This is a genomic window from Halalkalirubrum salinum (assembly GCF_005543295.1).
Taxonomy (GTDB): Archaea; Halobacteriota; Halobacteria; order Halobacteriales; family Haloferacaceae; genus Halalkalirubrum; species Halalkalirubrum salinum.
This window is the reverse complement of record NZ_SRSG01000007.1, coordinates 41,707-55,243: the sequence shown is the minus strand read 5'-3', so window position 1 is coordinate 55,243 and position 13,537 is coordinate 41,707. Positions and strand designations below refer to the sequence as shown.

Annotated in this window: 12 protein-coding genes and 1 pseudogene; 8 read left to right on the top strand and 5 right to left on the bottom strand. The window is 58.6% G+C overall.

From position 1 onward, the window contains the following. Positions 1-57 precede the first annotated feature (57 nt). Entirely contained in the window at positions 58-1,794 is a 1,737-nt protein-coding gene (locus E5K03_RS01825; protein ID WP_138004670.1) for a histidine kinase N-terminal 7TM domain-containing protein, read from the top strand. 38 nt (positions 1,795-1,832) lie between these two features. Here the strand turns inward: E5K03_RS01825 and E5K03_RS01820 are convergent, their stop codons facing one another. Beyond that, entirely contained in the window at positions 1,833-3,065 is a 1,233-nt protein-coding gene (locus E5K03_RS01820; RefSeq protein ID WP_138004669.1) for an MBL fold metallo-hydrolase, read from the bottom strand. Between the two features lie 442 nt (positions 3,066-3,507). On the opposite strand from E5K03_RS01820, the gene E5K03_RS01815 reads away from it, so the two are divergent. Together E5K03_RS01815 and E5K03_RS01810 are read left to right on the top strand one after the other, a co-directional pair. Continuing rightward, entirely contained in the window at positions 3,508-4,077 is a 570-nt protein-coding gene (locus E5K03_RS01815; protein ID WP_138004668.1) for a DUF1102 domain-containing protein, read from the top strand. Between the two features lie 28 nt (positions 4,078-4,105). Then, on the top strand, positions 4,106-4,723 hold the full coding sequence (locus tag E5K03_RS01810; RefSeq protein WP_138004667.1) for a hypothetical protein: 618 nt from the start codon (positions 4,106-4,108) through the stop codon (positions 4,721-4,723). 124 nt (positions 4,724-4,847) lie between these two features. Here E5K03_RS01810 and E5K03_RS01805 read toward each other — a convergent pair. Further along, a pseudogene (locus E5K03_RS01805) lies at positions 4,848-5,009 on the bottom strand (IS66 family transposase); the annotation flags it as partial. A 1,141-nt stretch (positions 5,010-6,150) separates the two neighbouring features. On the opposite strand from E5K03_RS01805, the gene E5K03_RS01800 reads away from it, so the two are divergent. Then, complete coding sequence (locus E5K03_RS01800; RefSeq protein WP_138004666.1) at positions 6,151-6,372, top strand: hypothetical protein; 222 nt, start codon at positions 6,151-6,153, stop codon at positions 6,370-6,372. Positions 6,373-7,138: 766 nt separating this feature from the next. Beyond that, a complete protein-coding gene (locus E5K03_RS01795) occupies positions 7,139-7,783 on the top strand; it encodes a DUF7344 domain-containing protein (RefSeq protein ID WP_321167620.1) in 645 nt (214 codons plus the stop codon). Between the two features lie 38 nt (positions 7,784-7,821). Here E5K03_RS01795 and E5K03_RS01790 read toward each other — a convergent pair whose 3' ends face one another. After that, on the bottom strand, positions 7,822-8,115 hold the full coding sequence (locus E5K03_RS01790; RefSeq protein ID WP_138004665.1) for a hypothetical protein: 294 nt from the start codon (positions 8,113-8,115) through the stop codon (positions 7,822-7,824). A 46-nt stretch (positions 8,116-8,161) separates the two neighbouring features. Continuing rightward, a complete protein-coding gene (locus E5K03_RS01785; protein WP_138004664.1) occupies positions 8,162-9,106 on the bottom strand; it encodes a hypothetical protein in 945 nt (314 codons plus the stop codon). Positions 9,107-9,225: 119 nt separating this feature from the next. Between E5K03_RS01785 and E5K03_RS01780 the strand changes: the two genes are divergently transcribed. Together E5K03_RS01780 and E5K03_RS01775 are read left to right on the top strand one after the other, a co-directional pair. Further along, complete coding sequence (locus E5K03_RS01780; protein WP_138004663.1) at positions 9,226-9,798, top strand: magnesium transporter; 573 nt, start codon at positions 9,226-9,228, stop codon at positions 9,796-9,798. Between the two features lie 101 nt (positions 9,799-9,899). Beyond that, entirely contained in the window at positions 9,900-10,463 is a 564-nt protein-coding gene (locus E5K03_RS01775) for a magnesium transporter (protein ID WP_138004685.1), read from the top strand. Between the two features lie 68 nt (positions 10,464-10,531). On the opposite strand, the gene E5K03_RS01770 is transcribed toward E5K03_RS01775, so the two are convergent. Continuing rightward, on the bottom strand, positions 10,532-13,015 hold the full coding sequence (locus E5K03_RS01770) for a heavy metal translocating P-type ATPase (RefSeq protein ID WP_138004662.1): 2,484 nt from the start codon (positions 13,013-13,015) through the stop codon (positions 10,532-10,534). A 154-nt stretch (positions 13,016-13,169) separates the two neighbouring features. Here E5K03_RS01770 and E5K03_RS01765 point away from each other — a divergent pair, with 154 nt between their 5' ends. Further along, positions 13,170-13,529 (top strand): DUF5518 domain-containing protein, encoded by a 360-nt coding sequence (locus tag E5K03_RS01765; protein ID WP_138004661.1) that lies wholly within the window; start codon positions 13,170-13,172, stop codon positions 13,527-13,529. The last annotated feature ends 8 nt before the right edge of the window (positions 13,530-13,537 follow it).

Sequence of the window (13,537 nt, the reverse complement as noted above, 5' to 3'; positions counted from 1 at the left end):
GATATTACTAGCCTAAAAACGGCGTACATCATCTCACATCTCCCTCTTTATTACACTATGATTACGCTCCTTTATACCGGCTATCTCGTTTCGTTTGCGCTCGCCGCTGTTGGGTGTGTGTGGGCCGCTGTCCGTGTCCGGCAGTTTGAGGAGGCCGAAATCCGTCAGCCACTTGGTGTGTTCGTGTGGTTCACCGCCGTGTGGGCGGCGTCTAACACGCTGTTGTTGGTCGTGTCTTCGGAGGCCGTACTGTACGTCGTCTATCTGATCGGCCTCGTGGTTGGCTTTGGGACCGTCATTGCGTGGCTGTGGTTCTGTTCGGCCTATACCGGCCACGGCTACCACTACGATCGACGGATCCAGGCCGCTGCGATCGGGGTGTTCGCGACAGTCATCGCTGTCAAGCTCACCAATCCAATTCACGGCTGGTACTTCGAACCGCGAGTCGAGACGACCCCGTTCGTCCATTTCGCGCCCGAGGTGTCGGTGTTGTATTGGCTCGTTACGGCGATTGCGTACGCCGGCTCAGCGGTTGGGTTGTATATGCTGTTTGAGGCGTATTTCGACTCCGATCGAGATGTAACGATGCTCGTCGGATTGACGGTCGTGATCGCGCTGCCTGCGGTCACGAAGGTCATCGCCGGCGTCTTTCCGAACGTGCTCTTGTTGTTGCACTACGAGCCGATCGGGACCGCAATCTTCGCCGTGGGCGTTGTGACCGTCGCACAGAACTCGTTTGTGACCGTCCACGGGACTGCCTGGCGGCAGCTTCCCGACCGGCTGGGTGAGATCGTCGTCACAGTCGATCGGGCCGATCGAATCGTCGAATACAACGCGGCCGCACTCGAGACGTTCCCCGAACTCGAGCAAGCAACTGGCCGTCCGCTTGCGGCTATCGCACCCGAGATCATCCCCGGAGCCGACGGCTCGCCGACAACGATCAACCGTACCGGCCACGTCCACCACTTTACGACGTTAATTCGCGAGGTTTCAGTCGGGCCACACACGGTTGGTCGGGTGTTCGTGTTGACCGATGTCACCGAACTGGAGCGGAAGCGATCGCGGCTCGAACAGCAGGCCAAACACGCCGAAAACCTCACTGAGGCGATGGCTCACGAACTTCGCAACCCGCTGACGATCGTGTTGGGCCAACTCGCGCGGCTGCAGAAGATCGCATCCCAGGAGACCGACACCGCGCTCTCGTCGGCAGACGCGCGGGCGGCGATTGACTCTGCACACCGTGCGGCCGAGCGGATCGAAGTCGTCACCGACGATCTAATCTCGATTACCCGCCACGGGACGCCGATCGTCGATTCCGAGCCGTATGCGCTTCGTTCGCTTCTTGAAGATGCATGGCAGGTCCAGGCCGATCCCGCCGTTAGGTTCACGTGCGAGTTACCCTCGCGGGCTGTCCGCACAGAGCGAGAGCGGGCGATCGAGCTGTTCGAGTACCTGTTTCGGACCCACAAGCAGCGTGGGGCGACGAAGATCGGCGTGCAGCTCTCGGACAACTCACTCGTCATCGAAAGCGATGGTGCAGCCTTTCAGACCGGCAACACGGACGAACTATTCCGCTACGGGGTCGAAACCGAAGACCAGGTACGGCTTGCGCTCGCGAACGCCCGAACGCTGGCGACCCTGCACGGGTGGTCTATCGCGATCGATCAAACTGATTGTCCCCTCGCGATCCGGCTCTCTGGGCTGTCGTTCGTCACTGACGAGGAATCGAGCGCCGAGACGGCAGCCCACGCTGCCGCTGGGTCGGACACGAGGTCCGCGGGCTCTGTGGACTGAGTGTCTTGGGTAGACAGACTGCGGCCAATCGCCATCGCTTATACCCGCATACGATCGCCGATGCTCGGCGCGCGTGCGTCGTATCCATCCACGCGGAGCGTCTCTGCAAAGCGATCGGTCGAATCGCCGTGGTTGACGAGCACGGTTGCGTCTTCGTAGCTCGCGAGGAACGATCGCAGGCCGTCTCGATCGGCGTGTGCGGAGAAATCGAATAGATCGACCTGCGCAGAGACCGGCTGTATTGTGCCATTCAGCTCACAGCGGCCGGTTTCCAGCAGCTCTCTGCCGGGCGTGCCCTCAACCTGGTAGCCGGTGAGCGCGATCCGGTGTTTCGGGTGCGTGCTGATCTCGGGGATGTACGTCATCGCTGGCCCACCCGAGAGCATTCCGGCGGTGGTGACGATCACGTTGTTGCCGTTGGCAATTCGCTTTCGCTGGCCGTCTCGGCCCGTAACAATGCGGGCGTGGCGCTTCGCGTGTGCAAGCGCATCGGGATCACGGAGGAATTCGGGGTGATCGCGGACGATCGACAGCACCTCCACGCCCATCCCGTCGACGTAGCAGTCGATGTCGTGGGCCGCACAGACCATGAGCACCTCTTGGGTCCGGCCGATCGCGAAGGCAGGAACGACGACGCTACCTCCCTCCCAGATCGTCGATTTGACCTGCTGGGCGAACCGCGATTCGACCGATTTGCGGTCCTCGTGGGTCGTGTCGGCGTACGTTGACTCACAGAGGACCACGTCTGCGTCGGGGCGATCGGTCGTGCCGGAAAGCAGCCGGGTGTCGTCGGTGTGAAAATCGCCGGTGTACAACAGCCGCGTCTCGCCGTCGTCGACGAGGACGTGTGCGCTGCCGGGGATGTGGCCCGCGTTGAAGAAGGTGACCTCGTGGCCGGCGGCCTCGAAGGACTCGCCGTAGCCGTGGCGGCGATCGACCTCAGACATCCGCATCACGTCGGTTTCAGTGAACGGACACGCGAGCGTCCCGCCGTGAAGATTGAGCGTGTCGCGGGCGAGCACGGCTGCCAGGCGAGCAGTCGGTGGTGTCCAGTGGATCTCCGGGCGATTCGTGCCCGAGAGGAGTGCGGGGATCGCGCCGACGTGATCGAGATGGCCGTGGGAGACGACCACCGCGTCGGGAGCAACGTCGCCGACTGGATACTGCGGGGGGGTGGCGGTCAGCGAGCCGTAATCGAGCAGCAGGCGATCGTTGACGACGATCGCGCTGCGGCCGACTTCGCCCGCGCCGCCGAGAAACTGGAGGTTCATTACTGGGACCTAGCTCGAGCAGCTGTTTTAATTCGCTGACTTGTAAAGAATGTATGCTGCGCGCATTCTTATTTGCGCTTGAAAAAATGGAACTTAATTTGTCAACTTGATTTCTTAATAATGTCAGCATTTTCTTGTCGTCGCTGCAAGCGCAGTCAGAAGCGGAACGGCGATCCAACTCCGCGTCTCAGAGTGTCGTTTATGACACCGCGAGGACTGCCTGAAGGTCGATCTGACGGCTACTTGAGAGTTTCGCCCCCCTATCGACTGGCGCCTGAAATGGGCGAGTGACGCATCAAGAGGCCCCGTCGATCCATCAAGAGAGACCCAGAGACATGCCGAGGATCTCATAACTATGTTCCATCCCCCGTATGGGATATCCAAGCGCTCCCGGCCCAGATGTCTGGGTTACGGGGGCGTGTGAACACAGGTGAGATACGATATGGAACGACGCAAATTCGTGATCGGACTAGGTGCATTGGCTACAGGAAGCGCGGCTGCAGTGGGTACGGGAGCGTTCAGCTCTGTTGAGGCGACGCGGACTATGAATGTGCAGATTGCAGATGACTCTGACGCATACCTCCAGTTCGAAACTGATCTAGGAGACGCGCCTGACAACAACTACGAGTACGCCGAAATCAACGATGATGGCGAGCTCGAGATTGAGTTTGCTGAGAACGACGCAGGCGGACTCGGTGTTAATCCAAACGCCGTAACGCTGTTTGAGGATGTCTTCGCCATCAAAAACAGAGGAACGGAGCCCATGGAGATCTCTGTTGAGTTCGGTGGTGATGTCGAATCGAACATCGGGCTCAACATGTACTACGTCGCGGACGATCCCGATGATGATGGGTTCGTCTACCCAGATTCGGAGTCGCGCTCGTGGAACACCGACGTCGGAGAGCAGATGCGGGTCGCAATCAAGGTTGATACGACAGACACGCCGTCGGATCAAGCTGATCTCCCAGAAGAGTTTGGTGGCACAGTCACTTTCGCGGCCGAATCTCGGTAGGTAGCTCTACTCAATTCCGATTTTTGACATGAACCGACGACAACTATTACTTGGCGTTGGATCGACGGCGGCAGCCTCAACTCTATTGGTGGGTAGTGGTGCGTTCAGTCAGGTAGAGGCCGACCGATCGATGTCAGTTCGAGTGGCGAGGGATTCCTCCGCGTATCTAGGTCTCGTTCCTAATACGCAGATCAAAGGAATCCGAGAGTCCGAATCTGGAGAGCTGGAAGTAGATCTCACCGGTACTGGGCTAAACCCGAGCGCAACGACGCAGTTGGGTCACTTCGCAGAAACAGAAGACGAACGTGACGGATTCGATCCTCGAACCACGGAGAAGCCGATATCAAGCAGTGAAGGGTTCACGTCCGCGTTTCTCGTCGTGAACCAATCGACGGAGGATCAGCTCGTCGAATTGACAATCGATCAGAGCATTCCTGAGGGGATGGCCCTCCTATTCCAAAGTCATGATGTCGACGGGGATGAGATCAGCGCTGCAGGCTTCTCAGAAGATGGAACATACGAGGTACAGACAACTCTTGATGTCGGAGACGCGTTCGGTATATCGTTTGTTATAGACACGAACGGTGCCGATGTCGGCGATTCTCTTGCGGCCGATATCATTATCCGCTCTGAATCGACAGAATAGCGCTACTCAGAGGTGACCACGGCGCGTCTCATCCCTGTCGACGAACGCATCCTAGTCGGCGTCGTGGTCGACACCCGATCGCCGACGGTAAGACCTGTGTGACCGCGATCACCCACGCTATCGGCGCGGACGCCAGTTCGATCTCCTGTTTTTGTGCGGTGATCTGGCGTCGTAGAAATCGGTTCTCAAGCTCTTTGATTACCAACTGCTGGCGGAGTAGCGAACTATTATCCGTGCGGATCACGGAATCTGTCGATTCCGTTGATCCGCGACTCCCCAGCGACACAGTAGTTCAGTACTAGTGAACGATCTATGAGACTGCTACGAAATCGTCTCGGCATGGGACTGCTATCCAACTACCCTCATAACAAATTAGACTAATGATGTGAAAAATGTCAAATTTGAGCTTGGTCGGGAAGGCTCTCAGTCAAACGGAACAAATTTGATTTTCGAGGCCCATCATGACGGAGAAGTCGAAGATACAATCCTGTTTTCAGGGGAAGTAGCCAACGAAGATCTGATTGTAGTAAAGAACCTTGATCCCGGGGAGGCTGTGGTGTTTCATTTGCTGTAAACGCGATTGAAGGAGAACTTGGAGACGACTTCAGAGCAAGGTTCTCTGTTACTGCGGCTGATCCGGAATCGTTCAGTAATTAGATCCAGAATTTTCAAATAAGTATATCTATTTCAGCCGACTCAAGTGTGTTATTTCTTTTTATAGAAGATTTCTAATTAGTCCCTGATAGTTGGTAGTTCGCTGAGTGGTCTCTTTGGCAGTTTTATAATCTAATAGAATAATATCAATTTAATATAAATCGAATTATATTTCCCTCCAATGCGATGTTCCGCTGGTAACCACGGTGCCGGAGAGTTCACCTACTCATTCCATATCGAGTCGAAAGCTTAGATGTCCAGTCTATTCAGTAACAATTCAATTCGGAGATGTACCACCACAGGCCGTTGTGAGGTAGCTCTCGTATTGATCGAGAATGGGTTCGGGTCCGCGTCCATTTAACATCCATGGTGGTGTCCATGTTGTCTCTTCAGGGACTTCTCAAGCTCCCCGCGTGTTATGATTACTTATTAATATATAACCCGAGATCAATCTTGTATACGTTACGGCTCCAGCACCCTCCTCGCCATGATTTCACTCGGAACTGTGCTGCTATGTATCGCTTCAACCGGTGCTACCTGGTAGACGGTCCACCGACCCCCCCTCAACGACGCGGTCACCCTCCAGCCGGGCGACAACCCGATGCGTACTTCCACGAGGAGGGCGAACTCGTCATCGACGTCTCAGAGGACAACCCGAACCCCGACGCCGAGGGAGTGAACCGAACACCTTCACGGCCGAAGACGACCTCTTCTACGTCGTCCACAACGGGAGCGAGCCCGCCGAGATATGAATTGAACACGACTCGCCCGCCATGACCGTCGTCTGGATGCACTCGGCCGAGAATGGCGAAGACTACCCAGCAATCGAAGAAGAGCCGCTCATCTTCGTCTTTATTCCACCATATTCGCTGAGATCGAACGCGATCGAACAGCTGTGGATGGATTTCAAGCGTAAGATTTCACCAGTGAGCTTCGAGGACAAAGATCACTTCAGAGAGTTTCTCACTGAGACTTTCCTGCGGTTGAGGCGTTGACTGAGCTTCGCCGTTGACTGGATTAATACGTTCCTCCCAGGTGGGCAAATCTTACGCTAATCACTCTTGCCGTGCGGGCGGGTTCCTAGTTCCGTAAAATTATTCAGACATGTGTCGTCTATACCACCAAGCGAGCCGTGAAACAGTGTATTCCACTGTCTTATTACGATTCAATACGCCCCACAAACGGACTCAGAATTTGCGTCACTTCACGGTCGTAGTACCTTCGTGTACAATCGAACCCACCCATACATGCCCTGTCTTGCTCAGCCCTCACCTCATGATGGGGAGGTATATTATTGTCAGTTGTTGGCAATTTGGTTGTCTGTATTCCGTTCGGAACGCGTATAATACCGTTCCAGACCATACTCAGTCGGATTTGTATATAAATCTGGGTCATATTCCAAACTACTACTATACGTATATTGGTGTCTCATATTGACGAATCGGAACCCTCGCGTTGACAATCCACAGCGACACGACGGTAGTCCAACAAGCATGCCGATCGATCCTTCAGCCACCCGCTGATCGCATTCAACGCCCGATGTCCGCGCTTCAGGTGGTCGTTGTCAAGCCCATCAACGGCTGAGGTCCCAACCAAAGATCGCGGGCTAACACCCGCTTGAATCTCAACAGTACGTTCACGTGCTCGTTGACACGCCTTCAGGATATGCCATCTCCTGTCATGATTCCGGATATTAAAGTTCAATTATCCCACTAGTTTATAAGCAATTATTTCCTCTAGCCTGACAGCACAGTACCTCTGGTGGGGACCAGACCCCGCCACAACGCGTTCCAGCGACACGCACGCCCACACATGCCCGCATCAAATATGCTCTCAGCCAGTCCGACAACGCACGGCCACTCGACCCCGATCGACCTCTCCAAGCAGGAGGTGTTCGAAATTCTCAGAAACACCCGACGGCGCTACACCATCCACGCGCTCAAACGCGCTGAGGAGCCGCTGACGATCAAGGATTTATCGACGCTCATCGCCGCCTGGGAGGAGGAAATCCCACTCGAAGACGTTGATTACGACTGCCGCAGAAGCGTTCACACGACGCTTCAGCGATCGCACCTGCCACTGTTGGAATCAAAAGGCGTCGTTGAGATCGACGAGGAAAAAAGTCTCGTCAAGCCCACGCCGCTACTCGAAGAGATTGATGTCTATGTCGAAATTATCCGCGGCCGTGAAATCCCCTGGGCGTACTACTATCTCGGGCTCTCAGTGCTCATCGGCGCGATCGTCCTCGCGTACGCCGTCGACGTGCCGTGGTTCGAATCGCTCTCGCCGTACAGTATCTTCGCGTTCATTTCGGTCAGCTTCGCTGTCTCGGCGATCATCCACCAGATCGTCGGCCGACGGATGCGCCTCGGCGGCCTCGAGGAACCGCCGATGCTCAATCAGTGATCCCGACACAACCCAGCGATTCAGCGGTGCTCCGTGACTCAACGATAGATGTCGTTTTCTTCTGAGACGAATTGGATCGTGAACCGCTCGTAGCCGCCGTAGGCGATATCCAGCGCGCCCATCCACCAGTTCCACTTCTCGATCAGATCTGTCCCCTCGGGGGCATCCGAGAGGTGTGTGAGGATCTCCTCAACAGTCAGTTCCACGCCACGATCGTCTGCAGCGATTCCTGCGTCAACAAGATCGCGGATTTCCCTGCACAGTACCTTTCGCTCCGGAGCCGTCCCGCCAAAGCGATCATTCAACGCCCGATCGAGCTGTTCGTAGTCCACAACAAGACTACGGGTTCGAGACGGTTGAGTCGCACGCTCTCTGCGGTCAGTACACTGCGATCACTAGCCCGAGCAAGACACCGAACGTGGCCAATACCCCCAGGATCGCTACCAGATCGCCGGACGCACCGAGGGCAAACGCGACGATCGGGAGTCCGATTGATCCCATAATAAGCGCCACGCCCACGCCACGGAGCCACCGGCTGTTTGCGCTGTCGGCTTCCGCAGCCGCGATCGCCTCTAGTGTCTCGACGATCTCCGCCCGCTTGTCTGCGGGGGCGATGAGCAGGCCCGGGCCGCTCAACCCAGCCTGTCCGCCCGAGAGCGAAATGAGCGCGACCGAGCCGATCGTCACCACCCGCACCGTCCGCAGTCCCGACAATGTGAACGATCGGGCCGACTCACCGAGGCGATCCGGTTCGTCGTATTCGCGGTAATACTCGCGATCGCTCGGATCGATTCGCGCGGTTCCGCCACGACCTGACGACAGCGACACGAATACAAGGGAAATTCCGGCCATGGCAAGTACCCACCCAACTGGATGCTGTGCCGCGGCGATCACCACTGCTCCCACGCCTATTGCGCTCACCGTTGCCACGACTGCCTCGCTGGCTGAGCCGATCGGCAGTCCAGCCCGGAGGAGGTCTGAGAGCCCAATATCTCGGAGCAATCGGCCTCGCTTTGCGCCTGCAGCGACGGCAATTGGAACACCGATCACCAACATCGCGAGCAATAGCCGATAGCCGACGACGAACGCGATCGCTGCGCCGCCGCCCGCAATTCCGCCCCAGGCCGCGATCGCAGCCACCGTCAAAACGAATATGACTGCGAGCAGTTTGCTTCCGGCGTACAGCGCGTCGATCGTCCGGGCAAGCCGTGGAAACGTGGGAACTGCCCACGAGACAGTTGAAGCAGGCAGCGGGTCAGACGCGAGTGTCGAGTCGTCCTCTGCCGACGGCGTCGAAGCGTCTGTAGAGGGGGCGGGGACCATCACCGCCAGCTACGACGCGTTTCAGTAAATAGCCGGCGACGAAACACTGTTGTTGGTAGGGCTGGATGGCAGCGATCGGAGACATCAGGCTTTATTCGGGTTGGCAGTCATCACCGTGTATGAGCGGACGGAGCTCGGCGCTCACCATCTACCGGCAGGCGCTTCCGGTCATCCTCGTGAGTCTCGTCGCCGGGCTGTTTTCCGGGACGGTACTGGGCAGCGAGACGATGCGCAGCGGCATCGAGGAGGTGCCCGGCATCCTTGTGTTACTGCCCGCGTTCCTCGCGACTCGCGGCGGGGTGTACGGCTCGCTCGGTGCGCGGATCTCAAGCGGACTCCACCAGGGTGTGATCGAACCGCGGTTCGAACTGGATAAGCGGCTGTCGAACGCCGTCATCGCCTCGTTCATCAACGGCATGATCGTCTCGCTGTTCATCGCGATCGTCGCCTTCGTCGTCGTGTCGCTTCTCGGCCGAAACGGGAGCCTCCTCGAACTGGCCGGGATCATGCTCATCGCGGGGTTTCTGTCGGCGATCGTGATGCTCTCCGTGCTCGTGACGGTCGTGTTTTTGGGCTACCGTCGCGGGATCGACCCCGACAACCTCGTCGGGCCGATCGTCACCACCCTCGGTGACGTGTTTGGTGTCGTTTTCCTGTTAATTGCGATCTACGTCGTGGGGCTCGTCGTATGACCGACATCGACGCTGGTGAAAATCTCGGTGGGATGAGCGATACGGTCCAAGACTTCTACGACGAGCTGTTCGCCGATCCCGACGATGAGCCCGAGAGCCTGATGGACCAGCTTGAAGACGAGTGGAGTATCCGTCGGATGGTCGTGACGATGGTGCCGCTTTTGGCCGGACTGTCGATCCTGCAGATGCTCTCGGGATCGGTGCTCGAATCATTCGAGGATATTCTGCTGGAGACGCCGTCGCTTTTGATCCTCGTTCCCGTCCAGATCGGCACCGCCGGAAACCTCGGCTCTATTATGTGTTCACGGCTGTCGACACAGTTGCACCTCGGGACGTTCGAGTTCTCTCCGCGAAACGATAACGTGCAATCGAACTCGCTGGCGATCTTCGGCCTCGGATTCACCGTTTTCACGCTTGTCGGTGTCGCCGCGTGGGCGATCGGTAGGGTCCTCGGCGGGACACTCTCCCTGGTTGAGGTGATGACGATCTCGCTCGTCAGCGGGATGTTGCTGTGTGCGTTCGTCGTCGTACTTAGCCTCGTGTCCGTGTACAGCTCCTACCGACTGGGGTACAACCCAGACGACACGACGATTCCGGTGGTGACCAATATCGCTGATATCACCGGTGTATTGATTCTCTTTGGAGTTGTCTCGATCGTTCTGTAATCCACTCAGTTGTCCTGATCGTCCTGTGACCCCCTTCGTCTCGATCGTTCTGTGATCTGCCGAGACGACTACTCCTGTCTGGGTTCGCTCTCGTCTGGTTCGATCCCCGCGAGCCGCATCGCGTTCGACGTGACCGCGAGACTCATGCCCATGTCGCCGACGACGATCGCGACGATCACTGAAACGTATCCCAACGGCGCACCGATCGCGAGCACTGCCTTCACCGCGAGGCTCGCACCGATGTTCTGTTTGATGACGCCGTTGGCGGTCCGCGAGAGGTCGTACAGGTACGGCAGCCGCGAGAGGTTGTCGGCCATGAGCGCGATGTCGGCAGTCTCGATCGCGGTGTCGGTTCCGGCCGCACCCATTGCGATCCCGACCGACGCGGTCGCAAGCGCCGGCGCATCGTTGATGCCGTCGCCGACCATCGCGACCCCGCCGTCGGTCGTTCGATCCAACTCCCGGACCTGTTCGAGTTTCTCCTCGGGCAACAGGCCGGCGTGGACCTCCTCGATTCCGACCGTCTCGGCGATCGCCTGCGCCGTTCGCTCGTTGTCGCCGGTCAGCATGACGATCCGCCCGACGCCGAGGGATTTGAGTTGCTCGATTGCCTCGCGTGCTTCCGGACGGACCGTGTCGGCGACCGCGATCACGCCTTCGATCTCTTCGTCAGTCCCGACGAGGATGACAGTCTTGCCCGCTCGCTGGAGCCGGGGGATCGTCTCGTTGTGTAAATCAAGGTACGAGCCGTGCTCACAGTCTGCCGCCTCATCGGCGATCGGCGTGGCGGTCGCCATTCCGCCGTCAGTACGGAGGTGAGCATGTTCGAGATCGAATCCGAGTTCGCTAAACAGCGCTGGCTTGCCGGCGTAGTGGCGAACCCCGTCAATCGTCGCGCTCACACCCTCTCCGAGGAGCGCTTCGAAGCCATCGACCGCTCGTGTGTCGACCGCGTTCTCGTCAGCATGGGTGACGATCGCCTGGGCGATCGGATGTTCGCTGCGGCGCTCGATCGCGCCCGCACACGAGAGCACATCTGCCTCGTCGTTGCCGTTGAGCGCGATGACATCAGTGACTGAGAGTTCGCCAGTCGTGAGCGTGCCCGTCTTGTCAACCGCGATCGCGCCGATCTCACCCATCGATTCGAGGTGGCTGCCGCCTTTGATCAACACGCCGTTTCGCGCGGCGCTCGTCAGCCCAGAGACGACGCTGACAGGTGTCGAGATGACGAACGCACACGGACAGGCGATGACCAAGAGCGTGAGCCCGCGGACGAACCACTCGGTAAAGGGTGCGCCGAAGACGACCGGCGGAACGATGATCGTCACAAGCGCCCCGACAACGATAATCGGCGTATAGATCGCGGCAAAGCGGTCGACAAACCGCTCGCGTTCGGTCTTTTCGGCCTCGGCGTCGGCGACGAGATCGATCACCGTCGCAAGCGTCGACTCGCCGGCCAGCGCGGTCGTTTCGATCTCGATATACCCCGAGGTGTTCTGGCTCCCGGCGTACACCTCGTCGCCCAGTGTTTTGTCGACAGGCACACTCTCGCCGGTCACTGCCGACTCGTCGAGCGCACTGTGACCCTCGATCACTCGGCCGTCGATCGGGACTGTCTCGCCGGGCCGGACGAGCACGGTCTCACCGACTTCAATCTCTTCGACCGGGACGGTGACTTCCTCGCCGTCACGCCCGACAGTTGCAGTGTCCGGGGAGAGTTCGATCAGTTCCTCAAGGGAGTTGCGCGCACGATCGATCGAGTACCGCTCTAACAGCTCCGCAACGCTGTACAGCGTCGCAAGCGTCGCTGCCTCGAACGGCAGCCCGACGGCAAACGCGCCGAGGATGCCCGCGCTCATCAACAGGTCGATGTCGAGTTGGCGGGTCCGCGCGGAGTAGTAGCCGTTCCGGAGGATTGCTGTCCCGGCGACGAGCGCGCCGAGGGTGTACGCGATCCAGTCAGGCGCGATCGTCCACAGCCACACCTCGGCGAAGACCACGTTGAGTGAAGGGACGATCCACTCGAAGAATACCCCGGTTGCGAGCATGATAGCGCCGATCGCCGTCGTGTACGCCCGTCGAGTTCGGAAGATTGACTCGCTGTCGTCGGCCTCACCCTGTTCAACTGCATAGCCAGCGCCCTCGATCGCTGCGATCAGCCCGCCGGTGGTCGTCTCGGTGCTGTCGTACTCGACAACGACGACGCCGCTCGTCGGCCGGGTGTCGATCGATCGAACCCCCGATTTGGTAGAGAGTGCCGACTCGACCTTGCCAGCACAGGACGCACAGTCCATCTCCGGTACAGAGAATCGCTCAGTCTGGGTCGATTCGACGGCGTAGCCGGTGTCTTCGACCAGCGCCTCAATTGTGGATTCGTCAATCAACTCGGGATCGTACTCCACGACGAGCGTCCCCGCGGTGACCTGCGGTCGGATCGACAACACGCCGGGGGCCTCTGCGAGTCCACGCTCGATTTTCGCCGCACAGGAGCCACAGTCCATGTCGGGAACTGACAGCCGGAGAGAGTGCGAGTGATCGGCTGCGGTCGTCATTGTGTTGAGATACGTGCTGCAATTATATTAATTCGGCTACGAAAAGAGGCCAATTTTTAATAATAATTCACAACTCGTGGATTTGGCAGGTCGTATCACCGTCAGCACGATCGGGTCGATAGGGCTTATGACCGTTGGGCACGATCAATTCGACATGACGGACTGGTACGCGGTCGGCGTCGGCTTTCTCGTGACGCTCATCGCTGGCGTGTTGGCGACGGGTGCGCCGATCGTCGGCCACATCGGCGCGGGGATCATCGGCGGGCTTGCCGCGGGCTACGTTGCCGGTGGCGGGCTCGCGAGCGGTGCCTGGCACGGTCTCTTGGCCGGCTCGATTGCTGGCATCGTGCTGACGGTGCTGTTTGCGATCTTCGCGGGCGTACTGGGACTTGTCGGCGGGCCACTTGGGAGCGTCCTCGGCTTTGGCGGTGTGCTCGTTGCCGGTGTGCTCGTCACGGTTATTTTTGCGCTCGACAGCGCGCTGGCGGGGGCGATCGGCGGCGTCTTCGGGTGAGCAGCTAT

Coding starts and splice junctions, on each gene's coding strand:
- E5K03_RS01825 (WP_138004670.1), top strand. CDS start 58: ATGATTACGCTCCTTTATACCGGCTATCTCGTTTCGTTTGCGCTCGCC.
- E5K03_RS01820 (WP_138004669.1), bottom strand. CDS start 3,065: ATGAACCTCCAGTTTCTCGGCGGCGCGGGCGAAGTCGGCCGCAGCGCG.
- E5K03_RS01815 (WP_138004668.1), top strand. CDS start 3,508: ATGGAACGACGCAAATTCGTGATCGGACTAGGTGCATTGGCTACAGGA.
- E5K03_RS01810 (WP_138004667.1), top strand. CDS start 4,106: ATGAACCGACGACAACTATTACTTGGCGTTGGATCGACGGCGGCAGCC.
- E5K03_RS01800 (WP_138004666.1), top strand. CDS start 6,151: ATGACCGTCGTCTGGATGCACTCGGCCGAGAATGGCGAAGACTACCCA.
- E5K03_RS01785 (WP_138004664.1), bottom strand. CDS start 9,106: ATGGTCCCCGCCCCCTCTACAGACGCTTCGACGCCGTCGGCAGAGGAC.
- E5K03_RS01780 (WP_138004663.1), top strand. CDS start 9,226: ATGAGCGGACGGAGCTCGGCGCTCACCATCTACCGGCAGGCGCTTCCG.
- E5K03_RS01775 (WP_138004685.1), top strand. CDS start 9,900: ATGGACCAGCTTGAAGACGAGTGGAGTATCCGTCGGATGGTCGTGACG.
- E5K03_RS01770 (WP_138004662.1), bottom strand. CDS start 13,015: ATGACGACCGCAGCCGATCACTCGCACTCTCTCCGGCTGTCAGTTCCC.
- E5K03_RS01765 (WP_138004661.1), top strand. CDS start 13,170: ATGACGGACTGGTACGCGGTCGGCGTCGGCTTTCTCGTGACGCTCATC.